Source organism: Paenarthrobacter sp. 2TAF44 (genome assembly GCF_052114885.1).
In the GTDB taxonomy this organism is placed as follows: Bacteria; Actinomycetota; Actinomycetes; order Actinomycetales; family Micrococcaceae; genus Arthrobacter.
In genome coordinates, this window is the sequence record NZ_JBFRFP010000013.1 from 92,981 (window position 1) to 115,373 (window position 22,393).

The window sequence follows — 22,393 nt, forward strand, 5'->3', positions numbered from 1 at the left end:
GGGGTCTGCCACTTCAACATGGTCCTGCTACTTCAATACGGGTAGGACGAAAGCCAGACCGACACGTCACGGTAAGCCTGTTGGCGAATGGTCCTTCGCGACAAGAAGATGTCGTGCAGTGCCCCTGGGTAGCGGAACACAGCAGTTCGCCTGCCCAAGCCCAAGGCGCGCCGGGATGTCTCCTCGACGTCGATCACGGCGTCGGCCCTCATGAGGTCTGCTGTCCATTCGGACTGGATCCTGGTCCGGCCTGATAAAAGGACCAGGACCGGGGCGTCTATGTTCAGTTTTCGCTCCACCGCCTTGTGGCCGGCAAGCACTGCCTTCGTCCAACCAGCGCGGATGGGGAATGAGGCCCGCGGCCGCCAGACAGAATCCAGCACCCATTCGCCGTGGGCCTGGTTGCTGACGCTCTCCCAGTACGCAGGCATTTCGGGGAACCTGAACGGACGCTTGGGGTCGGTTCGCGCGAAGGGCTCCACCAGATGCATGGCGATGCTGCGAACCAGGCTGCTGCCCTGAAGCTCCAGCCAAGGGGAGTTCAGGACCAGTGACCCGATCCGGCGTGGATGGCGGTCAGCCCACAACGAAGCAATCAGCCCGCCCAGGGAGTGCGCGACCATATGAATGGTCGGTGATGCTGGGTTGTTGGTCCTGGCCACAACATCCCGTTCGATCTCCAGCAAGGCCGCCTCGATATCTTCGTCGTAGACAGCCAGGTCAGTGGTGTATCCGGGTGTCTGACCGGGCAACAGGCTCCGTCCAAATTTCCGAAGATCCAGCGCGTAGAAATGAAAGCCGGACGCCGTCAGGTACTCGGCGAGTTCGGTCTGCAGGAAGTAGTCAGCCCAGCCGTGCAGGTAGAGGACCACCCGCGGCGCCCCCGTGGGATCCATGGACGCCTCACGTCGCTTGCGTTGTGTGAAGGAGGATAGAAAATCGAGGATGCCGTGAGGAGTTGGGGCCGTAACTGGCGGGGCATGCCTGACGAGTGTGGCTTTGACCGGTCCTTCCTCGTCAGGGGAGAGGGGAAGTTCCAGACGTTCGTATCCGGTGCCCAGGATGTCCGGTTGCCACAGAGATACCGATTCTTCAGTGGTGGTCATGCGTCCCCTTCCTGCCGTACCTGCGGCAACTCACTTTCCATGTACCCGCGAATCCATCGTGAAAGCCTCGCGTAGGCATCTGCCCTGACCTTGGGTGCGGACAGGAAGACATCATGCAGCCCGCCATCCACTCTCTCCAGGGTCACGCTGCGACCCAAGGCCATGGCACGCAGTGCGATAATGCCCACGTCCAGCACCGCATCCGAACGTCGCATGGACTCCTGCCACACCATTCCGTTGGCGCTGGCAGCCGATGTCAGGACCAGGACCGGGATGTCCAGGTCCAGGCCGCGTGCAACCTGTGAATGGCCGGCCAGGACGGCGCTCAGCCAACCTGCCCTGACGGGAAAGGCCAGGGGAGGCCGGTACTTTTCGTCCAGCGGCCATTCGCCCTCGGCGGTATTGCTGATGCTACGGAAGTAGAACCCACGCTCCGGCAGCCTTAAAACCATCTCGGGCCGGACCCTGGCAATGGGTCCCACCATGACTTGCGCGGCCCGCCTGACAATCGAGCTGCCATGCATTTCAAGCCAAGGGCTGTTAAGTATCAGGTGTTGCACCTGGCCTGGGTGCTTGCTCGTCCACAGCGCTGCGATGAGGCCCCCGGTGGAATGGCCCATCATGGCAACGCCGTTCAGGCGAGGTCCCGGGCTTTCGCTGTGGATGACCTCGAGGGCACGGCTGATTTCGGCATCGTAGTCCCCAAGGTTGGCCACGTATCCGCCCGGCGAACCTGAAGTCAGGCTCCTTCCGTGGTTGTGCATGTCCAATGCATAGAAGTCATAGCCGTGCCTTGCCCAAAACCTGGCGAGTTCCACGTTGAAGAAGTAGTCGCTCCAGCCATGCAGGAACAGCAATGCGCCACGAGTTGCCTCGGCCTCCGGGGTCATCGACTCCGGCCTGTGACGGACCAAGGTTGCCCGTCGCACCACACCGTCAGGTCCTTCCACGTCCAGGGCGCATGCCTGGAAGTCCATTCCGAGGATATCCGCCGACCACTCCATGCCTTCAGCTTAGACATCCGCCGCGGCTTCGCGTCCCGCGGACCTCCCTGTGAAAAGGCATCCACCCAGGAAGGTTCCCTCCAGCGCCCTGTACCCATGGATACCGCCTCCGCCGAAGCCCGCCGCTTCACCTGCAGCGTAAAGGCCCGGGATCACTCGGCCTTCCTGATCCAGGACCCTGGATCGGAGGTCGGTCTGCAGCCCTCCCAGACTCTTCCTGGTGAGGACGGACAGCCTGATGGCAATGAGCGGCCCATGGGCAGGATCCGCCAAGCGGTGTGGGGGAGCCACCCTCATCAGTTTGTCAGTGGCAAAACGGCGGGCCGCCCGGATAGCAGCCAGTTGGGGGTCCTTGCCCAGCCCGCTGGACACTTGAAGGTCCCGGGCCCGTACCAGCGCCTCCAAGCGGTCAGCGCTGATCAGTTGATTCCCCGTGAGTGCGTTCATCTTTCCGGCAAGGTCATGGGGTGAGGATCCCTGAATGAAGTCGATGCCTTTGTCCAGGAAACGTTGTATGGGAGTATCGCTGCCTGGTTTCAGTCGGGAAACGAGCAGTGACACGTCCCTCCCCGTCAGGTCCGGGTTCTGCTCGGATCCTGAAAGCGCAAGTTCCTTGAGCGCAATGGTGCGGTTCAGGACGAACCATGAATGGCTGTGACCGGTGGCGACGATGTGGCGAAGCGCGCCAAGGGAATCGAAGCCCGGAAACAGGGGCGCAGGCAATTGGCGCCCTTCGGCATCCAACCATAGGGATGACGGACCGGGCAGGATGCGGATGCCGTGCTTGGGCCACACGGGATCGTAATTGTGGATTCCCTCGGGGTAGTGCCACATGCGGTCACCGTTTACCAGTGCTGCACCGAGAGATTCCGCAACAGGAAGGAAATCACCGTCCACTGAAGCAGGAACGCCGCTGAGCAGGTCGGCCGGCGCGGCGTTGCCCGGCCACTGGCGACGCACCGTCTCGTGATTGCCGCCGATGCCGCCTGTCGTCACGACCACAACGCCTGCCTTGGCGTCGAAACCCCCGACGGCGGCTCGCGAGGACGCTTGGCCGCGCACCGCCGTCGAGGGTTCCAGTATCTGGCCCGAGACACCCGCCACCCGGCCGGCCGTCGTCGTCAACGAAGTAGCTCTATGCCGGAAGTGCAGCGATACCCTCCCGGCCTGGACACCTTCCTGGACCTTGGCCAGAAACGGTTCCACGAGGGCGGGGCCCGTTCCCCACGTGACGTGGAATCGGGGAACCGTGTTTCCGTGTCCCTGGGGGCCGTAACCCCCGCGTTCTGCCCATTGAACCAAAGGGAAGATGCCGACGTCGAGGCTCTTCAACCAGGCGCGCTTCTCACCGGATGCAAACTCGACGTACGCTTCGGCCCACTGCCGCGCCATCGCATCGTGTGGTCGGTCAAAGCCTGCGGAGGCCACCCAGTCCGAGAGCGCCAATTCAGCGCTATCCCTGACACCGAGCCGGCGCTGCTCCGGGGTGTCAACCATGAACAGGCCACCGAAGGACCAATGCGCCTGTCCACCCAAGGATGCCGCTGGTTCCTGGTCCAGGATCGCCACGCGCTTACCTGCCGCATAGGCGGTTGCTGCCGCTACCAGCCCGGACAAGCCCGCACCTACAACGATGACGTCGGCGAGGATTCGATTCCCATGATCTGCATCACGATCTTGTAGCGGCATGCGTACATGCTAGCCGCAGGCAAGGTCACGGGTTTGGTGTGTTGTCCGTAAACCGGAAAACTAGGACCATGCGTGTTTACCCCACCTTCTTCAAGCTCGCCTTCTCCTGGATGGATGCCGAGAAAGCACACAAGATCGGCTTTCAAGCGATCCGGGCGGCCCACCGCACCGGTGCAGGCCGGGTTCTTGCCAGGATCACAGCTCCGGATGCTTCCCTTCGAACTGAGGCTTTTGGGTTGACGTTCCCCTCTCCCTTCGGCTTGGCGGCCGGCTTTGACAAGGAAGGCCACGGAATCGAAGCGTTGGCCGATCTTGGGTTTGGCCATGTAGAGGTCGGAACCATCACCGGTCAGGCGCAGCCGGGCAACGAAAAGCCGCGTTTGTTCCGCTTGATTGAGGACCGCGCCGTCATCAACCGCATGGGCTTCAATAACGATGGCGCAGCAGCAGTTGCTCCGCGGCTCAAGTCGGCGAAAGCTGCACTGCAGCGCCTGCATGCCGACGTACGACCCGTGATTGGTGTCAACATCGGTAAGACGAAAGTTGTTGAGCTGGATGAGGCCACAGAAGACTACCTCGTCAGCGCCCGGAGCCTCGCTCCCGCCGCCGATTACCTGGTGGTCAACGTCAGTTCGCCCAACACGCCGGGACTACGGCTGCTCCAGAACGTGGAAACTCTTCGGCCGCTGCTACGGGCCGTGGGAGATGCAGCAGATGAAGCTGCTGGCCGCCATGTTCCCCTCCTGGTCAAGATCGCGCCTGACCTGAGCAATGAGGACATCGACGACGTCGCCCGGCTTGCGCTTGACCTCAAGCTGGACGGCATCATCGCCACCAACACCACCATCGCCCGTGAGGGGCTCACCACTGATGCCGCGAAGGTTGGATCACTGGGAGCGGGCGGGCTTTCTGGTGCCCCGCTGAAGCAGCGATCCCTGGAGGTCCTGCGACGACTCAAGGACGCCGTGGGAGATCAGCTCGTACTCATTGCCGTGGGTGGCGTGGAGTCAGCGCAGGATGTCCAGGACCGTTTGAATGCAGGGGCAACCCTGGTGCAGGGCTACACCGCGTTCCTTTACGAGGGCCCGTTCTGGGCATCACGCATCAACAAGGGCCTGGCGAAGATCCGGAAGCGTAACTCCCGCTAGGCCAGGGCTGCCGTTGGTCCGGGGCCTCCATCCAGGAGCCTGGACGAAGGCGACAATACGAAGACCCCGGACCAATGGTCCGGGGTCTTCGTATAAGTAGTGGGTTGGGGCCTCTTCAGCGTGACGCTAAGCGGGGTACTGGCCGCGCTTGACCTGCGGCTTGGGGAGGCGGAGCTTGCGGAACTGCAGGGCGCGCATACATCCATACCAGACTGATCCACGCTCGACTTCACCGAACTTCTCGCCCAGGCGCTTACGGAGCTTGCGCGAAAGGATGAAAACATCCACAAAGACGGCAAGGAACATGATCCAGAAGCCAATCAGGACATACGTAATCTGTGAACTGCTGGCCGGGATGATCAGGGAGATGACCACGAACAGCAGTGCGCCGAACATCAGGTATTCACCGAGGCTGAACCGGGCGTCGACGTAATCCCGAACGAAACGCTTCTGGGGTCCCTTGTCCCTGAGGGGGAGGTACTTTTCATCCCCAGTGTCCAAGGCCTGCCGCATTTTCTGCCGCTGGTCCTGAACCGCTACCCGTTCGGCCTCCTTGGAAGCTTTGCGGTCAGTGGGCACCAACGGGCGCTTGCGGGCTGCCTCCTGGTCCTTCCGCTTGGGCGTAGGGGCGCCCTTTCCGACACCCGGTTCCTGGGCGGCCTGGGCCTGGTCTACTACTGCTTGAGCGCTGGGCTCTTCCTTTTTGCGTCCGAACACCCATACAGAATACCCCGCAGGAAGGTGGCGCAGGTTACGGGCCCACCGTGGTTCGGTGGGCGTGTGGCAGCCTGCCGCGCCTTCCGTCGCCGTCTCTTGGCCAGCTGTAAAGTTTGGGCATGACATCAGCACATGCGGAGACCCCGCAGAATCAGCAACGGAACTCCGGCCACAGCATGGAGGGTCCGTCGTCGAACCAGGTCATCGACTCCAATGGCGTGGCCGCTTTGGCCAAAGCAGTAGATGAATCATTCAGCGCTACCCTTGGCTCCTTGAAGGACCTCGTCGGGATCCCCGGAATCGCGTGGCCAAGCTTCGACCCTGCGGAACTGGATCGCAGCGCTGAAGCTGTCGCCTCCTTGGTAAGGGCAACGGGAATGGATGACGTCCGAATTCTTCGCTGCGACAAATTGGATGGAACGCCCGGTGGTCCCGCCGTCGTCGCCCGCCGCCCGGCCCGCGACGGTCAGCCGACGATTCTGTTGTACGCGCACCATGACGTCCAGCCTCCAGGCGATCGAAATCTATGGGCTTCCGAGCCTTTCATCGCGGAGGAGCGGGAAGGCCGGCTCTATGGTCGTGGCGCTGCTGACGACAAAGCCGGCATCATGGCCCATCTGGCGGCTTACGCCGCTGCTACGAAAGTCCTGGGGGATGAGTTTGGCCTGGGCGTAACCTTCTTCTTTGAAGGCGAAGAAGAAGCGGGTTCACCCACGTTTCGGACATTCCTTGAGGAACATCGCGAGCTTCTCCGCTCCGACGTGATCGTGGTGGCGGACTCCAGCAACTGGAAGGTCGGCATTCCCGCCTTAACTACCAGCCTGCGTGGGCTCGTGGATGGCACCTTCGAAGTCCGTGTGCTGGAGCATGCGGTGCATTCGGGAATGTACGGTGGCCCGGTGCTGGACGCCCCCACCCTGTTGTCCCGTCTCATCGCGACGCTCCACGACGACGAAGGAAACGTCGCCGTGGCGGGCCTGGTGGGAAATGACGACGTTGCGGTTGACCTGACCGAGGCAGAATACCGCGCTGACGCTTCAGTGCTCGACGGCGTCAAACTTGCCGGGAGCGGGACGATCGGCTCGCGTTTGTGGACCAAGCCGGCGTTGTCCATCATCGGCATGGATGTTCCCGCTGTTGCCGTTGCCTCAAATACGCTCATTCCCGCAGCCCGGGCGAAATTCAGCATGCGCCTGGCACCCGGTCAGGATCCTGACGCCGCCATGGAGGCTTTAAGGAACCACGTTCAGTCCCGTGCACCATTCGGTGCAGAAGTAACATTCACGCCGGGGGAGCGAGGAAATGCCTTCGCGACCGATACCTCGTCAGCAGCTGCCAGGGTGGCACTCTGGGCCCTGGGGGAGGCCTGGGGAGTCCAACCAGTGGAAATGGGAATCGGCGGTTCCATCCCGTTCATTGCCGACCTGACCGAGATGTATCCCGATGTCCAGATTCTCGTGACGGGTGTAGAAGATCCGGATTCCCGCGCCCACAGTGCCAACGAATCACTTCACATCGGCGATTTCCGTCATGCTGTGCTGGCCGAGGCGCTGATGCTGGCGCGGCTTAATGTCGAAGGCCTGGACCGGTAAGCAGCGCATTGGCGTTCCGGGGGACTTTTTCCGTGGGCGGTCGAGCACGCCGGGAACAAGTAATTGCCGTCCGTGGTTACGTCAGAAGTTATAGATCAGCGTCTGCGCGACGTAGCATGGAGCTATAACCCGTACGTAATTGGGTAAGGGCAGGCTGCGTTCCGGCGCCGCCGCCAGAAGCGTCATAAGAAGGTAGGCCAATGAGCACTGCAACCAACGAAAACAGCACCGGAGCACAGCTCGTCCCCGACGAGGAGCTTCCCACGCATGAGGTCAATCTGACCGATGTCGCGGCAGGCAAGGTCCGTAGCCTCCTCGAACAGGAAGGGCGCACCGATCTGCGGCTGCGCGTTGCAGTCCAGCCGGGCGGCTGCTCCGGCTTGATCTACCAGCTCTACTTCGACGAGCGCCTCCTCGACGGCGACGCCGTCCGCGACTACGACGGCGTTGAGGTCGTAGTCGACAAGATGAGCGTCCCTTACCTGAGTGGGGCCAGCATCGACTTCGAGGACACCATCTCGAAGCAGGGCTTCACCATTGATAACCCGAACGCCGGTGGGTCTTGCGCTTGCGGCGATTCGTTCCACTGACGTGAGCTATCGCCGCATGTCGGCGCCCCTCTGCATGCGTTCCAACGCATTCGGAGCCACGGCGCCGACATGTGCGCGAAAACCGCTTCATAGCGGTAAGCTCTACATCGGGTAGTAAAACTTTTAGTGTGCCCGGTGGCCTTTGGCCTGCCGGGAGACAGCAACAAGAGGAAGGGCCGTCTGTGAGTTCGCAGAACCGAACCGGCAGCCGACGCATAAAGATCACCTCGATCACTGGCTTGGCACTAGCCGGCGCGTTGGTTTTGACCGGATGTTCACCAGAGGTAGAGAAGGGTTGGCTGCCAACTGAGCGCGGCACGACCAACCACACTGACCGGATCATGGACCTCTGGGTCAACTCATGGATCGCCGCCTTGGCAGTCGGTATCATCACGTGGGGCCTTCTGGTCTGGTGCATCATCGCTTACCGCCGCCGCAAGGGCACCATTGGATTCCCGAAGCAGCTCAGCTACAACCTGCCGCTTGAGGTCTTCTACTTGACCATTCCGCTGTTCATGGTGCTGGTGTTCTTCTACTTCACCGACCAGGACCAGCGCGCGATCGATGACCGCTCACAGCCGGCAGACGTCGTCATTGACGTGCGCGGCAAGCAGTGGGCTTGGGACTTCAACTACAAAAAGGGCCAGGTCATCAACGAAGACCTCCACGAGGCCGGCGTTCAGGCTCACCTGACCGGCAACGAGGTCAACAAGGACCTGCTTCCCACGCTGTACTTGCCTGTTGGCAAGTCGGTTGACCTGGAGCTGAACTCCCGCGATGTCATCCACTCTTTCTGGGTTCCGGCCTTCCTGCAGAAGCGGGACATGATCCCCGGCAAGACCAACTACATCAGGTTCACTCCCACCAAGGAGGGCACTTTCGATGGCAAGTGCGCCGAACTCTGCGGTGAATACCACTCCGAAATGCTGTTCCGCGTCAAGGTTGTCTCCGAGTCTGAATTCCAGGACCACATGGACAAGCTTCGCCAGGACGGCAACACGGGCCTGCTCGGTGCGGAATACGACCGCAACCCGGACCTGATCGAAACCAAGTAAGGGGAGCGACGTGGCTACTTACACTCAATCCGCCGGGACCCTAGAGGCTCCCGTAGTTCCTAAATCCAAGGGACGCATAGTCGTCAACTGGATCACCTCCACGGACCACAAGACCATCGGGTACATGTACCTCATTGCGTCCTTCGTGTTCTTCTGCCTCGGCGGCGTCATGGCGCTGCTGATCCGTGCTGAACTGTTCGAACCCGGTATGCAGATCCTGCAGACCAAGGAACAGTACAACCAGATGTTCACGATGCACGGCACCGTGATGCTGCTGATGTTTGCGACACCGCTGTTTGCGGGCTTCACGAACGTCATCATGCCCCTGCAGATTGGCGCCCCCGACGTCGCCTTCCCGCGATTGAACGCGCTGGCCTTCTGGTTCTTCCTCTTCGGCTCCACCATTGCTGTGTCCGGCTTCATCACGCCACAGGGTGCTGCATCGTTCGGCTGGTTCGCGTATGCGCCACTGTCGAATACCACCTTTACGCCCGGCGTCGGCGGTGACTTGTGGGTCTTCGGCCTCGCACTGTCCGGCTTCGGCACCATCCTTGGTGCCGTCAACTTCATCACCACGATCATCTGCATGCGTGCCCCCGGCATGACCATGTGGCGCATGCCGATCTTCACCTGGAATGCCCTGGTGACGTCCATCCTCGTCCTTATGGCGTTCCCGCCGCTGGCCGCTGCCCTGTTCGCCCTCGGTGCGGACCGCAAATTTGGTGCCCACATCTTCGACCCCGAAAACGGCGGCGCCGTCCTCTGGCAGCACCTCTTCTGGTTCTTCGGCCACCCCGAGGTGTACATCATCGCCCTGCCGTTCTTCGGCATCGTGTCCGAGATTTTCCCGGTCTTCAGCCGGAAGCCGATCTTTGGTTACAAGGGCCTTGTGTACGCAACCATCGCAATTGCGGCGCTGTCCGTCACCGTCTGGGCACACCACATGTACGTGACCGGTTCCGTGCTCCTTCCGTTCTTCGCGTTCATGACCATGTTGATTGCGGTGCCCACCGGCGTGAAATTCTTCAACTGGATCGGTACGCTCTGGCAGGGTTCCATCACCTTCGAGACTCCGATGCTCTGGAGCATCGGCTTCCTGGTGACCTTCCTGTTTGGTGGCCTCACGGGTATTATCCTTGCGTCCCCGCCACTGGACTTCCACGTCTCGGACTCCTACTTCGTGGTGGCACACTTCCACTACGTGGTCTTCGGTACGGTTGTGTTCGCCATGTTCGCCGGCTTTTACTTCTGGTGGCCGAAGTGGACCGGCAAGATGCTGAACGAGCGTCTGGGCAAGATTCACTTCTGGCTTCTATTCCTTGGCTTCCACGGCACCTTCCTGATCCAGCACTGGCTGGGTGTTGAGGGTATGCCCCGCCGTTACGCCGACTACATGCCGCAGGACAACTTCACTTGGATGAACCAGTTCTCCACGATCTCGTCCTTTGTCCTGGGTGCATCCCTGCTGCCATTCTTCTGGAATGTCTACATCACGTGGCGCAGCAACAAGAAGGTGGAAGTTGATGACCCTTGGGGCTTCGGAGCGTCGCTTGAATGGGCGACTTCCTGCCCGCCGCCGCGCCACAACTTCACATCGCTGCCCCGTATCCGTTCGGAGCGCCCGGCACTGGACCTGCACCACCCTGAGTTGGCCCAGGTCCACACCGCCCAGTCCCCGGACCCCGCAGCAGTGCTGCTAGGCAACGCCGACCAGAAGGACGTTCGCAAGTGAAAATTGAATCGTGGCTCTTTGGAGCAGGAGCATTCTTCTTCATCCCGGTCGCCATCGCCTACGGCTTCCTGACGGAATGGCATGAGTGGGTCGGCGTTCTGGGCATTCTCCTGGTTGGCGGTCTCGTAGGCATGATCGGCGCTTACCTGGGCTTTACTGGCAAGCGGATTGGCATGCGTCCAGAAGACCGTCCTGATGCTGAAATTCACGAGGGCGCGGGTGAACAGGGGCACTTCAGCCCTTGGAGCTGGTGGCCGCTGGTTCTCGGCATTGCATGCGCAAGCGGCTTCCTGGGCCTTGCGGTGGGTTTCTGGATCACCTTCATCGCGGGTGGCATTGCCGTTGTGGCACTGGTCGGCTGGGTCTTCGAATACAGCCGTGGCGACCACGCGCACTAGCAACAAAACAGCATAACGACGACGGGCCCCACCTTCTGGTGGGGCCCGTCGTCGTTGTCTCTATGGGTGGTCGCTGGCTTTTAGATAGTGTCCTGGGCCATTATTGGGGTTTCACAGGGCGTGAATGCCCTCCAGCACAGCAGACAGCCCGACGAGGGCCTTGTTGGCGTCGGACACACTTTGGCCGTCCAGGAGGCCGTCCAGCGCGACTTCAAGGAGCACCTCGCAGCCATGGCCAAAGTCTTCTGTCATGACTTCCAGGAGGGAGCGTGCGTCTACTGGCGGTCCGTCAGGCTTCCTTATCGTCACTGGCAGGCCTGTCTCAGTTACTGCGCGGACAAATATGGCTGCTGCTCGCGCATGCAAGCCAATCTCTGCTGCGACGAAGGATTTCTGCTCCAGCAAGCCAGCTCCTTTGCTAAGACGGAATATGCGTCCGTGAAATTTGATCCATACAAGCGTAGCCGTTGCTTGGCCTGCTCTCCATATCGGGGACTCCGGCTGGTCTAGACCTGTGCCCTGACTGATCTACCCTTAATGCATGACTCATTTGATGTTGGGCGCTCGTCATGCCTGAAGCCGCGAGTATCGCCGGTGAAATTGACCGGACCAGCAGCACTCCCATTTACATCCAACTCCGTGAGATATTGAGGAGTTTCATAGCCCAGTCATGTCCTCCTGGTTCGTCGTTGCCGTCCGAAAGGGACCTCTCGCTAAGGTTTGGCCTTGCAAGGATGACGGTACGGCAGGCCATTGATGCGTTGGTGGGCGAAGAAGTCATTGAGCGTGTGGTGGGACTGGGCACGTTCGTGAAGAAGCCCAAACTGGATCTTCAAGTAAAGCTGACCTCCTATAGCGAGGAGATGCAACGACGCGGGATGGTTCCGGCTGCCAAGGTGTTGAGTTTCGAACAGATTGCTGCCAGTGCCTTTCTGGCGCGGGAGCTACAGCTCGAGGAGGGCACGCCGTTGGTCCGTTTCAGGCGGTTGCTGTTGGCCGACAACGAACCTATGAGCGTCGACGAGAATTTCATCCCGGCGCACCGTGTCCCCGGACTATTGGATGAGGCGCCGCCCACGTCGCTCTACAACGTCCTCAGCGAACGCTTCGGCCTGGTCATGGAATGGGGAGAGGACATGATTGAGGCAACGGCTGCATCCCCCTCCACGGCAAGGCTGTTGAACGTGGATGTGGGCTCGCCGCTGCTGAAGATCCAACGTCATGCCTTCGTGGCCCGCGCAATGGTGGACTACTCTGTTTCGTACTATCGGGCAGATCGCTACAAGCTCTGGGTTCCTCTGCAGCGACCAGGGGTGCGGCCCACACGCAACTATTCCTCTGGTTATCGAACTCAATAGCGCCGGAAACGGTCCGCTCGTCACAAACACTAAATGCAACAGGGAAGGGCACGATCCATATGGATCGTGCCAGTTGCCGGAGCAACACGGTCTTCGAAGAACCACTTGGAGAGCGCTGCACGCCGCTTTTCCTTGCGGGTTACGACACCGTGTTCGTTCGGCGTCGCGGGCAACGGAACCGGGGATTCGAATCCAACGAGCTTGTAGCGCTTGTACTCGTCCAGGGGAGCGTGTACCTCGATGAACTCACCGTGGGGGAGCCGTACGATGCGGCCGGTCTCACGCCCGTGGAGGGCGATCTCGCGGTCCTTACGCTGCAGAGCGAGGGCGATTCGCTTGGTCACGATGAACGCGAGGATCGGGCCGATGAAGAACAGTGTGCGCAACCAGTACGTGACGTCGTTCAGGGATACGTGGAAGTGCGTTGCGATGAGGTCCGAGCCTGCCGCTGCCCACATGACGCAGTACCAAGTGAAGCCTGCAACACCGATCGCGGTACGGGTGGGTGCGTTACGGGGACGGTCAAGGACGTGGTGCTCACGGTTGTCCTTGGTTACCCAGCGTTCGATCCACGGGTACATGAACAGCACGGTGAAGATGATGCCCGCGGGCACGAGTGCCGGCAGTAGGACGTTCAGCGTCAGCGTGTGTCCGAAGATGATGTATTCAAAGTGGAAGTTGTTGATGACGCCAGGCATGAGTCGAAGAGCGCCGTCAACAAATCCGATGTACCAGTCAGGCTGGGTACCGGCGGAAACCGGGGAGGGGTCGTAAGGACCGTAGTTCCAGATCGGGTTGATCGTAAAGGCAGCTGCCATAAGGGCCAGGACGCCGAAGACGATGAAGAAGAACCCGCCAGCCTTGGCTGCGTAAACCGGGCCAAGGGGGTAACCGACGACGTTGCCGTCGTTACGTCCCGGGCCGGGGTACTGGGTGTGCTTGTGCACGACAACCATGAACAGGTGAATCACGATCATGAGCAGAATCAGGGCCGGAACCAGAAGGATATGAAGCACATAGAGACGACCAATGATCGCTGTGCCCGGGAATTCTCCGCCGAAGAGGAAGAACGAGATGTAGGTACCAATGACCGGAATGGACTTGATAACGCCATCGATGATGCGCAGACCGTTGCCGGAAAGGAGGTCATCGGGGAGGGAGTAGCCAGTGAAGCCGGCAGCCATGGCCAGAATCAGCAGGACGCCGCCCACTACCCAGTTCATTTCACGCGGCTTGCGGAACGCGCCGGTGAAGAAGACACGCAGCATGTGGACACCCAGGGAGGCCACGAACAGCAGCGCCGCCCAGTGGTGCACCTGGCGCATGAAGAGGCCACCGCGGACATCGAAGGAGATGTTCAGCGATGAGCTGTAAGCCACGGACATTTCGACGTTGTACAACGGCGTGTAGGAACCCTGGTAGTGAGTTTCAGCCATCGAGGGATCGAAGAAGAAGGTCAGGAAGGTGCCCGACATCAGGAGGATGACGAAGGAATACAGCGCCACCTCACCGAACATGAATGACCAGTGGTCCGGGAAGACCTTGCGTCCGAACTCGCGCAGGATGCCGGAGCCACCTACACGTTCGTCCACGAAATCAGTGAAACGGCCAACTTTGGTCTTCGCTACGAAGGGGGCTTCAGCTGTTGATGAGGCGCTCATGCTCGTCACGCTCCCAGTAACTCGGTCCTACAGGTTCTTTGAAGTCGCTGGTGGCGACGAGGTAGCCTTCTGCGTCAACTGCGATGGGCAGTTGGGGGAGCGGACGGCTGGCCGGTCCAAAGATGACCTTGCATTCCTGCGTGAGGTCGAACGTGGACTGGTGGCACGGGCACAGAAGGTGGTGTGTCTGCTGCTCGTAAAGAGCAACCGGGCAACCAACGTGTGTGCAGATCTTGGAGTAGGCAACAATGCCGTTGTAGCTCCAGTTCTCGCGGCCCTCAGAGGGGTTCAGCGAGTTCGGATCCAGGCGCATCAGCAGAACGACGGCCTTGGCCTTTGCGTTCAGCTTGCCCTCGTGAAGTTCGTTGAGGCCTTCGGGAATAACGTGGAAGGCAGAACCGATAGTGACATCCGAAGCCTTGATGGGAGTGCCATCGGGATCGCGCGTCAGTCGTTTGAGCTTGCCACCTTCAGGAGCCCACATCGTGTGTGCGAGCTTGTCATCAGGACGCGGTCCCAGGTCGCCGAAAATAGCGAGAGCAGGAAGCGGGGCAAGGGCAACGGCGCCAAGAAGGGTGTTGCGGATCAGCGGGCGACGCTTAATGCCGGTTTCCTCGACGATGTCGTCGACGATGCGCACCGCAGCCTGGCGATCTTCCTCGTGACGGATAGCGTGGCGCTCTTCCGACACCTCGTGATCCGGCATCAAGGCCTTGGCCCAGTGCACGATGCCGGTGCCGATGCCGAGCATTGCGAACGCCGTACCCAGGCCCAGGAGCAGGTTCTGGGTACGGATGTTTGCAATCGTCGAATCGTCGCCCAAATCGATGGCGAAGTACGCCACCAGGAAGATCAGCGTGCCGATGACAGAGGTGCCAAACAAAATGGCTACCTGACGCTCGGCTCGCTTTGCGGCTACCGGGTCCGTGTCAGCCAGGCGCAAACGATGCGGAGGAAGTCCAGGATCCTGGAACTTCTCCACTTCATTCTGACCAGCCGTAGCTACGGTGCCCGAGTGGTTCGGACTGCCGTCACTATGGTTGCCCATAATTCGCCTCATCCTTCTCTCGTTGTCTCGGCCTGGGCCGAGTTAATTTTCAGTTCGAAACTGCTGACCATGCAGCAGAAGTTTGTTGTTTCGTCCGGACTAGGACGTGCGTGACGTCAGCCAGATGGTGAAGGCGATGATGACGCCCAAGCCGGCAATCCAGACGAAGAGACCTTCAGACACCGGGCCCAGGGCGCCGAGATCGGCACCGCCCGGTGAGCCGTTGGCTTCGATGGTCTTGAGGAAGGTGATGATGTCGCGCTTACCTTCGGGTGAGACGTTCGAATCGTTGAACACAGGCATGTTCTGAGGGCCTGTGGCCATGGCTTCGTAAATGTGCTTTCCAGTGACATCTGCCAGCGCGGGAGCGAACTTGCCGCGCGTCAGGGCGCCGCCGGCTGCTGCAGCGTTGTGGCACATGGCGCAGTTGACGCGGAAGAGCTCGCCACCTTTGGCTGCGTCTCCCTTTTCGTCAAGGAGGTGCTCTTCCGGAATCGCAGGGCCTGCGCCCAATGATGCAACGTAAGCCGCCAGTTGGCTGGTCTGCTCCTCGTTGAACTGGACGGGCTTCTTCTGGGCCTGTGGGCCATTCATCTGCATGGGCATGCGGCCGGTGCCAACCTGGAAGTCAACTGCTGCGGCGCCCACGCCGACCAGCGAGGGGCCGTCCTTGGTACCGCTTGCACCCATGCCGTGGCAGGTGGCGCAGTTGGCAGCAAACAACTTGCCGCCTTGCTCTACGTCACTTGCGCTGTAGCTGGTGGTGTCGGCCTTGGCCTGGTTGACAGATGTGGCAACGGCGTACAGCCCACCAGTGAGGAGGAGGCCCATCAGCAGCAGCGCTATGGCTGCCAGTGGGTGACGTCGCTTCTGCGAGAGTGCCTTCACGTGGTGGTTCCTTTATTCGATCCTGCGTCGGCTCCGCGAGCCGCTTCTTGAAATTCTGCCTCTTGTAGAAAAAGAGTCAAAGCCGGGCTACTTCAGGACGTAGATGACCAGGAAGAGGCCAATCCAGACAACGTCCACGAAGTGCCAGTAGTACGAGGTGACGATCGCGGATGTGGCTTCAAAGTGCCCAAACTTCTTGGCTGCAAACGCACGGCCAATGATGAACAGGAACGCGATCAAACCGCCGATGACGTGAAGGCCGTGGAAGCCTGTGGTCATGTAGAAGGCGGAACCGTAGGCGTTGGATGACAGGGAAACGTGCTCTGAGACGAGCATGGCGTATTCCGTGGTCTGTCCGGCTACGAAGAAGGAACCCATGATGAAGGTGAGAACGAACCATTCGCTCATGCCCCAGCGGGTGAACTGCAGGGGTCCGCCGGTGCGGCGCGGTTCAAGGCGCTCAGCGGCGAAAACGCCCATCTGGCACGTGAAGGAACTGGCCACAAGGACGATGGTGTTGACGAGCGCAAACGGGAAGTTGAGCTTGGTCGTCTCCTCGGCCCACATCAATCCTGATGTGGACCGCAGGGTGAAGTACATGGCAAAGAGACCGGCGAAGAACATCAACTCACTGGACAGCCAAACAACGGTTCCAACAGAAACCAGATTGGGGCGGTTCAGCGTCGGGTGCGCCGGGGTACTGGGGGCATGGGTCGCAGATGTCACAAGGACATTATGTCTGTAAAAGTCCAGAGTTCCCAATGCAAACCACCGATTCGGGAGACTTTTTCTACAAAGACGCGAAATCGCGCGGAAAAGTTCCCGGTCCGGTTCACATTGGTCATCGGTGCAGCCCGGTCGATAGCATCAAGGAGTGACTTCTCCGGCATCGGCACCTGCAGCCAGCAATAACTGGCCAGGGCTCATCTCAGCACTGATCAACGGCGACGACCTTGCAGTGGGCAACACTGAGTGGGCCATGAACACGATCATGGCCGGCGAAGCGACTCCCGCGCAGATCGCTGGTTTCCTGGTTGCCCTGCGGGCCAAGGGCGAAACGGTGGAAGAACTGACCGGCCTTGTGGAGGCCATGCTTCAGAATGCCAACCCCATACAGATCTCCGGTGAAAAGCTGGACATCGTGGGAACAGGCGGGGACAGGCTGAACACCGTCAACATCTCCACCATGGCAGCCCTTGTTGCGGCCGGTGCGGGCGCGAAAGTCGTCAAGCACGGAAACCGGGCGGCGTCGTCGACGTCTGGTTCTGCTGATGTATTGGAAGCCTTGGGTGTCCGTCTGGACCTTTCGATTGACCAGGTTGCCCGGAATGCGGAGGAGGCAGGAATCACCTTCTGCTTCGCGCAGGTTTTCCATCCCTCGTTCCGTCATACCGCAGTACCCCGGCGGGAGTTGGCAGTGCCCACGGCCTTTAATTTTCTCGGCCCCATGACGAATCCTGCTCATGTTCAGGCTTCGGCAGTCGGCGTCGCCAACGCCCGGATGGCTCCACTTGTTGCGGGCGTCCTTGCCCGTCGCGGCAGCCGCGGCCTGGTGTTCCGCGGCGACGATGGGCTGGACGAATTGACACCCACGGGGCCATCCACAGTCTGGGAGATAAGGAACGGAACCGTCACAGAACAGGTGTTCTCACCCGCTGAGCTCGGTATCGAACCGTCCACCGTTGCAGATCTGCGGGGCGGGGACGCAGCCGCAAATGCAGTGGTTGTACGTGAAGTCCTTGATGGCAAGACAGGTCCTGTGCGTGATGCTGTCCTCTTGAATGCTGCAGCTGGCCTGGTTTCCGTTGACATGAACGCCGAAGGCGATCTGTTGGAACGGATGCGAGCCGCCTTCATGCTGGCGGCGGAGTCCGTGGATACAGGTAAGGCCGCTGGTGTCCTGACCAAGTGGATCGCCCTTAGCCAGAGTTCCAAAGACTAGCCACAGCGTCAGCCTCGCAGGCTGTGCTGCCGCCTCGAAGCGGGATCTAGAGGCGTCCTTAAGTCCTATTCGAAGCCGAGGGCAAAGGCCGCGTCGAGATCGTGCTGCGAGTAGGCACGGAAGGCTATGTGGGTAGTGGTGTGAACTACGGAATCCACCTTCGACAGGCGATCAGCGATGACATCCGCGAGGTCTTCATGCTTGGGCACTCTGGCTACAGCGATCAGGTCCCATTCTCCAGTGACGGAATAGACTTCACTGATGCCCTGGATGGCTGAAATCTGCTCGGCGGTTTCCGGAATGCGCGAAGCATCGGTCTTGATCAGGACGAAAGCGGTGATCACGTGGGGCCTTTCCGGAAAACCTTCATTGCGGACGAACTTCAGCCTAGTACATGGGAGATGAAGGGACCCTTTCAGGCTTTGGAATGGCGTTTTCGTGACGCCCGCAGAATTAACGCGAGAATGGCGCGGAAGCCGAGCAGGAAAACGCCCAGGCTGATAAGTGCCACGATGACAAAGGGCAACACCACCGTCTGGCCAGTCACCGCCCTGAGCAGCATGCCGATCATTACCGCACCGATCCAGACGCAAATGCCCGAAGGCCAGAGGGCATAGGGCGCACGCCAAACCCTTGCGACCAGCCAGGCAACGCCCGCACCAGCGAGGAAGGGCCAGGCCGTGACAAAGGCGCCTGTGATGATGTCTCCCCGGGCATGGGCGTCGCGGCCGATCGCGGCGAAGACAAGAATCAACACGAGGTCGGCGGCGGCAGCAGGAATCCAGGATCTAAGCGATGAGGGCATGGTCTGACACTATCCGGGCGGAAGTGCGGGTGCGAAGTTGACGTCCCGCAGATTCTCTCTTGCGCTTGGTTTCTGCTGCGGCCACGATGACTGGCAGGAACAAAGGACGCACCCCAATTACTGGAGGAGATCATGCGATTCGTTCAAGTAGCCCAGCATGCCGAAGACCTGAAGAGGGCTGCGGCCTTTTACGCTGCATTGCTGGGCGCGGAGCCCAGAGCCTTGTTTGACCCTCCTGGGCTCCTCTTCTTTGACGTGGGCGGCGTGCGGCTTCTGCTGGAGAAAGGGGCGCCGTCGTCCCTGCTCTATTTCGAGGTTGGAGACCTTCACGGCACAGTGGCGGCATTGAGGAGCAAAGGCGTCAAGATCATTTCGGAGCCTCACATGATCTTCACCCATGAGGATGACGTCCTCGGACCGGCAGATTCCGAGGAATGGATGGCGTTCATTGAGGACAGCGAGGCAAATACGGTAGGCCTGGTCAGCCGGATCAGAACGTCCGGCGACTAACTCTGACTCAAGGACTGGCCGCCGATGGCTGGTGCGTACAGCGCATGCGGTGACAGCCGCCGTCGGGCGTTGTGTGGGCGAACCCACACGACTAGCCTCGGTCGGGGGACAAGTGGTTCCTCACGATCCTGGAGGACTTGCAGAATGCAGAAGATTTCCACCTGTTTGTGGTTTGACGGCCGGGCGGCAGAGGCGGCTGAGTTCTACACCTCGACATTTGATGATTCGTCCATCCTGACATCGATGCCGGGGCCAGGCGGACAGGTCCTAACCGTGGACTTTGAGATTGAAGGGCGGCAGTTCATAGCCCTGAACGGGGGACCCGCCTTCACCTTCAACGAAGCAGTTTCCCTCGTGGTGAACTGCGATTCGCAGGACGAGGTGGACCGTTACTGGAACGCGCTCCTGGAAGGAGGGGGAGAAGAAAGCCAGTGCGGATGGCTGAAGGACAAGTTTGGCTTGTCGTGGCAGATCGTCCCTGCTGGGATGCCGGGCCTGTTGAATGGTCCGGATCCAGCAGGTTCCCAACGGGCAATGGAAGCCATGTTGAAGATGCGCAAGCTTGATATCAACGTTCTGCAAAGGGCGTACGAGGGCGACTGAAAGTTTGGGGGACAGGCGCCTTTGGGCGCTGCTAGCATTACCGCACGGTGACGTGCGCACCTATCACAACCATGAGGAGAACTGACTAATGACAACCCGCCTCAACCCATATATCTCGTTCCGCGACAATGCCAGGGACGCAGTCAACTTCTATGAGTCCGTCTTCGGTGGCGAACTGACAATCAGCACCTTTGGCGAATATCAGGCAAGCGAAGACCCCGCCGAAGCGGAGAAGGTCATGCACGCAATGCTGGTAACACCCAATGGCCTGGCGTTGATGGCTGCCGACACGCCCAACGGCATGGAATTCAGTCCTGGCAACAACATCTCGGTGTCGCTGAGCGGCCAATCCGAAGATGAAGCCGAGCTTCGTGGCTACTGGGACAAACTGGCCGACGGCGGTACCGTCACCATGCCACTTGAAAGCGCACCGTGGGGTGACACCTTCGGGATGTGTGTGGACAAGTTCGGCATCGCTTGGCTGGTAAATATTGCAGGAGCGCAACAACAGGAGCCGTAGCAGTCGCGCAGAATACTTCGTAAACGAATGCCTCGTCCGACTCGCGTTGGACGAGGCATTCCTGTGTCCGGCTTACATAATGCGGCGGCCAGAGGGATCCAGCCTGACGCCAACATGCTTTGGCGTCCGCAAGACGACTGAACGGTCCATGATCTCCACAATGGGCAACCTTTCACCCAGTTGCCGTTCGAGAATAGTCATGTCCTCAAGCCTGCGAAGCCATATCGCCATCACAATCGAATACAACCCGCCCGTAGTGAGGACCAAACGCACTTCGCCGAGACCGACCAGCCTGGCCGCCACTGCCTCCACCTGTGTGGCCGGGACGCGGAGGAAGTACCAAACATTTACCGGCCAAGGCGAGAATGTACGGGCCATTTCCAGCCGGACAACGATCCGATCCTGGGCCAGGGCCGCACCTAAAGCGCTCTTCGCGCGCGGTGGGCTGATTCCCAACTTTTGGGATATTTCCGTTATCGACGCTCGACCATCAGCGCGCAGGATCCAAAAAAGTTGCTCTTCCAGATCCGCCGATGCGCCCTTGGCGGCCGGACTTGGTTGAGGCGCTGCGCGTTCTATGAGTTTTGCTTCGTGGTCCGTCAAGGAGCGCAACCGCCAGCTCCTGGCGTCCGCCAACAGATTAATGCCCGGATGGGTTCTTGTACTGCGGATTCCTTTGACCGCTGGCAAGCGGTCCAAAATGAAACGTCCGAGGGAGGCGTCATCGCGGCTCATGACAGTGATGACCATGTCCCTGCCACCTGCGGTGTGATCCATTGAGAGCACATCCGGATCGGCCGCAAGCTCCTCGGTCACGCTTGCCATGCTGGCGGGCGAGCACTCAATTTCCGCCAGGGCAAAGGCGACTTTGGAACCGAGCCCACGGTAGGTTGCTACCCATGCCAGCCCTTCACCGGACAGAAAATTCCAGCGTCGGGCCAAGGTGACTGCATCGGCACCCACACCAGGTGCCAAGGCCGTCCATGGTGCCCGGGGGCGGATCTGAAGGGCATGCAGGAGTTTGAGGTCCCGTTCATCAAAGTCAAAATCCTGCATGGAACGTCTACTTCCAACAAATTGCCTGCGTTTTGAGTGTGACCAATCACTTGCTGCCTAGATTCTAGGCGTCACCACTCAAACACTTCGGAAGGCAGCCATGCTTGCTCCCGTCCTGCCGTTCGGCCGCGTCCAATCTTCCATGACGGCTCAGCAAGTACAAGTGCTTCTGAAACCTGCGCAAAGTCAGCAGGGGAGGGGAGCAGGCACACACCCATTAGCGGCGGGGGAGAGTGAGCCATTTCTGCTTGCTTCCGTGCGCGGGGGTGACTCTGGATCCTACGAGGAACTTTTTCGCCGGTACCAAGGCATTGCCACCTATGTCGCCCGGACTGAATCGGATAATCCAATGGATGCTGAGGACGTGGTGTCCGAGGCGTTTGCATCGATCCTAAAATTGCTGCTGGACGGCAGGGGACCGGCGGACTCATTCAGGGCTTATCTGTTGACCACCGTTCGGCGAATGTCACACCGCCGCAATCTGCAAAGCAGACGAGCAGCGGCGACAGTGAATGGCGTTGTGAGTGAAGTGGTGGTTGGTAATGATGATCCTGTTCTCAAAGACTTCGAGAATACGATCCTGATGCTGGCTTTCCGTTCTTTGCCATCCCGGTGGCAGGCCGTACTTTGGCACGTGGACGTTGAGGGCATGAAGCCTGCTGCAGCGGCACGGACTATGGAACTGACTCCAAACGCTGTGTCGTCATTGCTCATCCGCGCACGGGAGGGTCTCCGCCAGGCGTACCTGCAAAAACACGTGCAGGAATCAGCGCCGGGCCCCTGCACGGACTTTTCGCGCTACTTAGGCAAATATGTCCGAAATGCCGTGCGCCAGGCCGCCCAGGGGAAAGTTCGCCGGCACTTGGACGATTGCCTCCGTTGCACAGGGGTGTTGGCTGAGCTGGTGGAAGTTCAGTCAGGAATGAAACAGGCCGGGTCCCGCGCTGGATAGGCCTGACTGCGGGCTGCTC

General features: G+C 60.1%; 24 protein-coding genes. 12 read left to right on the top strand and 12 right to left on the bottom strand.

The window, feature by feature from the left end:
- Positions 1–32: 32 nt before the first annotated feature.
- From AB4Z15_RS14175 to AB4Z15_RS14185, 3 genes are read right to left on the bottom strand one after another with little or no spacing between them, the layout of a single operon-like run.
- Positions 33–1,106 (bottom strand): alpha/beta hydrolase, encoded by a 1,074-nt coding sequence (locus AB4Z15_RS14175; protein ID WP_442005662.1) that lies wholly within the window; start codon positions 1,104–1,106, stop codon positions 33–35.
- Positions 1,103–2,110: an alpha/beta hydrolase gene (locus tag AB4Z15_RS14180; protein WP_442017772.1), complete on the bottom strand. Its 1,008-nt coding sequence runs from the start codon at positions 2,108–2,110 to the stop codon at positions 1,103–1,105. The genes AB4Z15_RS14175 and AB4Z15_RS14180 overlap by 4 nt, the downstream gene beginning before the upstream one ends.
- A gap of 9 nt (positions 2,111–2,119) precedes the next feature.
- Positions 2,120–3,799 (bottom strand): FAD-binding dehydrogenase, encoded by a 1,680-nt coding sequence (locus AB4Z15_RS14185; RefSeq protein ID WP_442017773.1) that lies wholly within the window; start codon positions 3,797–3,799, stop codon positions 2,120–2,122.
- 68 nt (positions 3,800–3,867) lie between these two features.
- On the opposite strand from AB4Z15_RS14185, the gene AB4Z15_RS14190 reads away from it, so the two are divergent.
- Positions 3,868–4,947, top strand: coding sequence for a quinone-dependent dihydroorotate dehydrogenase (locus AB4Z15_RS14190; protein WP_442017774.1), 1,080 nt, complete (start codon positions 3,868–3,870; stop codon positions 4,945–4,947).
- Between the two features lie 126 nt (positions 4,948–5,073).
- On the opposite strand, the gene AB4Z15_RS14195 is transcribed toward AB4Z15_RS14190, so the two are convergent.
- Positions 5,074–5,664, bottom strand: a complete 591-nt coding sequence (locus tag AB4Z15_RS14195) for a DUF3043 domain-containing protein (RefSeq protein WP_442017775.1) — start codon at positions 5,662–5,664, stop codon at positions 5,074–5,076.
- 119 nt (positions 5,665–5,783) lie between these two features.
- Between AB4Z15_RS14195 and AB4Z15_RS14200 the strand changes: the two genes are divergently transcribed.
- The 5 genes from AB4Z15_RS14200 (at position 5,784) to AB4Z15_RS14220 (ending at position 11,031) form a co-directional block, all read left to right on the top strand.
- Positions 5,784–7,256 carry a dipeptidase gene (locus tag AB4Z15_RS14200; RefSeq protein WP_442017776.1) on the top strand — a complete coding sequence of 491 codons (1,473 nt, stop codon included), beginning with the start codon at positions 5,784–5,786 and terminating at the stop codon, positions 7,254–7,256.
- Between the two features lie 200 nt (positions 7,257–7,456).
- The gene (locus tag AB4Z15_RS14205) at positions 7,457–7,846 is read left to right on the top strand and encodes a HesB/IscA family protein (RefSeq protein ID WP_216925609.1); all 390 of its coding nucleotides are present in this window, start codon (positions 7,457–7,459) and stop codon (positions 7,844–7,846) included.
- 182 nt (positions 7,847–8,028) lie between these two features.
- Positions 8,029–8,901 carry an aa3-type cytochrome oxidase subunit II gene (ctaC, locus tag AB4Z15_RS14210; RefSeq protein ID WP_442005655.1) on the top strand — a complete coding sequence of 291 codons (873 nt, stop codon included), beginning with the start codon at positions 8,029–8,031 and terminating at the stop codon, positions 8,899–8,901.
- 10 nt (positions 8,902–8,911) lie between these two features.
- Complete coding sequence (gene ctaD / locus AB4Z15_RS14215) at positions 8,912–10,633, top strand: aa3-type cytochrome oxidase subunit I (RefSeq protein WP_216925611.1); 1,722 nt, start codon at positions 8,912–8,914, stop codon at positions 10,631–10,633.
- Positions 10,630–11,031, top strand: a complete 402-nt coding sequence (locus AB4Z15_RS14220; protein ID WP_442017777.1) for a cytochrome c oxidase subunit 4 — start codon at positions 10,630–10,632, stop codon at positions 11,029–11,031. Before ctaD ends, AB4Z15_RS14220 begins: the two co-directional genes overlap by 4 nt.
- 111 nt (positions 11,032–11,142) lie before the next feature.
- Here AB4Z15_RS14220 and AB4Z15_RS14225 read toward each other — a convergent pair whose 3' ends face one another.
- Entirely contained in the window at positions 11,143–11,436 is a 294-nt protein-coding gene (locus tag AB4Z15_RS14225; RefSeq protein WP_442017778.1) for an HPr family phosphocarrier protein, read from the bottom strand.
- Between the two features lie 164 nt (positions 11,437–11,600).
- Between AB4Z15_RS14225 and AB4Z15_RS14230 the strand changes: the two genes are divergently transcribed.
- Complete coding sequence (locus AB4Z15_RS14230; RefSeq protein ID WP_442017779.1) at positions 11,601–12,389, top strand: GntR family transcriptional regulator; 789 nt, start codon at positions 11,601–11,603, stop codon at positions 12,387–12,389.
- Between the two features lie 29 nt (positions 12,390–12,418).
- Here the strand turns inward: AB4Z15_RS14230 and qcrB are convergent, their stop codons facing one another.
- The 4 genes from qcrB to ctaE form a co-directional block, all read right to left on the bottom strand.
- Positions 12,419–14,050: a cytochrome bc1 complex cytochrome b subunit gene (gene qcrB / locus AB4Z15_RS14235; RefSeq protein WP_442017780.1), complete on the bottom strand. Its 1,632-nt coding sequence runs from the start codon at positions 14,048–14,050 to the stop codon at positions 12,419–12,421.
- Entirely contained in the window at positions 14,028–15,098 is a 1,071-nt protein-coding gene (gene qcrA / locus AB4Z15_RS14240; protein WP_216925616.1) for a cytochrome bc1 complex Rieske iron-sulfur subunit, read from the bottom strand. Before qcrA ends, qcrB begins: the two co-directional genes overlap by 23 nt.
- 99 nt (positions 15,099–15,197) lie before the next feature.
- A complete protein-coding gene (gene qcrC, locus AB4Z15_RS14245; protein WP_442005650.1) occupies positions 15,198–15,986 on the bottom strand; it encodes a cytochrome bc1 complex diheme cytochrome c subunit in 789 nt (262 codons plus the stop codon).
- A gap of 87 nt (positions 15,987–16,073) precedes the next feature.
- Entirely contained in the window at positions 16,074–16,712 is a 639-nt protein-coding gene (gene ctaE, locus AB4Z15_RS14250; protein ID WP_442005649.1) for an aa3-type cytochrome oxidase subunit III, read from the bottom strand.
- A gap of 148 nt (positions 16,713–16,860) precedes the next feature.
- Here ctaE and trpD point away from each other — a divergent pair, with 148 nt between their 5' ends.
- Complete coding sequence (gene trpD / locus AB4Z15_RS14255) at positions 16,861–17,928, top strand: anthranilate phosphoribosyltransferase (protein WP_442017781.1); 1,068 nt, start codon at positions 16,861–16,863, stop codon at positions 17,926–17,928.
- Positions 17,929–17,993: 65 nt separating this feature from the next.
- Here trpD and AB4Z15_RS14260 read toward each other — a convergent pair whose 3' ends face one another.
- Positions 17,994–18,272, bottom strand: a complete 279-nt coding sequence (locus AB4Z15_RS14260; protein ID WP_442017782.1) for an Lrp/AsnC family transcriptional regulator — start codon at positions 18,270–18,272, stop codon at positions 17,994–17,996.
- Positions 18,273–18,343: 71 nt separating this feature from the next.
- Positions 18,344–18,733 (bottom strand): DUF3054 domain-containing protein, encoded by a 390-nt coding sequence (locus AB4Z15_RS14265; RefSeq protein ID WP_442017783.1) that lies wholly within the window; start codon positions 18,731–18,733, stop codon positions 18,344–18,346.
- 132 nt (positions 18,734–18,865) lie between these two features.
- Here AB4Z15_RS14265 and AB4Z15_RS14270 point away from each other — a divergent pair, with 132 nt between their 5' ends.
- The 3 genes from AB4Z15_RS14270 (at position 18,866) to AB4Z15_RS14280 (ending at position 20,366) form a co-directional block, all read left to right on the top strand.
- Entirely contained in the window at positions 18,866–19,243 is a 378-nt protein-coding gene (locus AB4Z15_RS14270) for a VOC family protein (RefSeq protein WP_442017784.1), read from the top strand.
- A gap of 144 nt (positions 19,244–19,387) precedes the next feature.
- Complete coding sequence (locus tag AB4Z15_RS14275; RefSeq protein WP_442017785.1) at positions 19,388–19,846, top strand: VOC family protein; 459 nt, start codon at positions 19,388–19,390, stop codon at positions 19,844–19,846.
- Positions 19,847–19,934: 88 nt separating this feature from the next.
- On the top strand, positions 19,935–20,366 hold the full coding sequence (locus AB4Z15_RS14280; protein ID WP_442017786.1) for a VOC family protein: 432 nt from the start codon (positions 19,935–19,937) through the stop codon (positions 20,364–20,366).
- Positions 20,367–20,438: 72 nt separating this feature from the next.
- Here AB4Z15_RS14280 and AB4Z15_RS14285 read toward each other — a convergent pair whose 3' ends face one another.
- Positions 20,439–21,422: an Lrp/AsnC ligand binding domain-containing protein gene (locus tag AB4Z15_RS14285; RefSeq protein ID WP_442017787.1), complete on the bottom strand. Its 984-nt coding sequence runs from the start codon at positions 21,420–21,422 to the stop codon at positions 20,439–20,441.
- 100 nt (positions 21,423–21,522) lie between these two features.
- Here AB4Z15_RS14285 and AB4Z15_RS14290 point away from each other — a divergent pair, with 100 nt between their 5' ends.
- Positions 21,523–22,374, top strand: a complete 852-nt coding sequence (locus AB4Z15_RS14290; protein ID WP_442017788.1) for an RNA polymerase sigma factor — start codon at positions 21,523–21,525, stop codon at positions 22,372–22,374.
- The last annotated feature ends 19 nt before the right edge of the window (positions 22,375–22,393 follow it).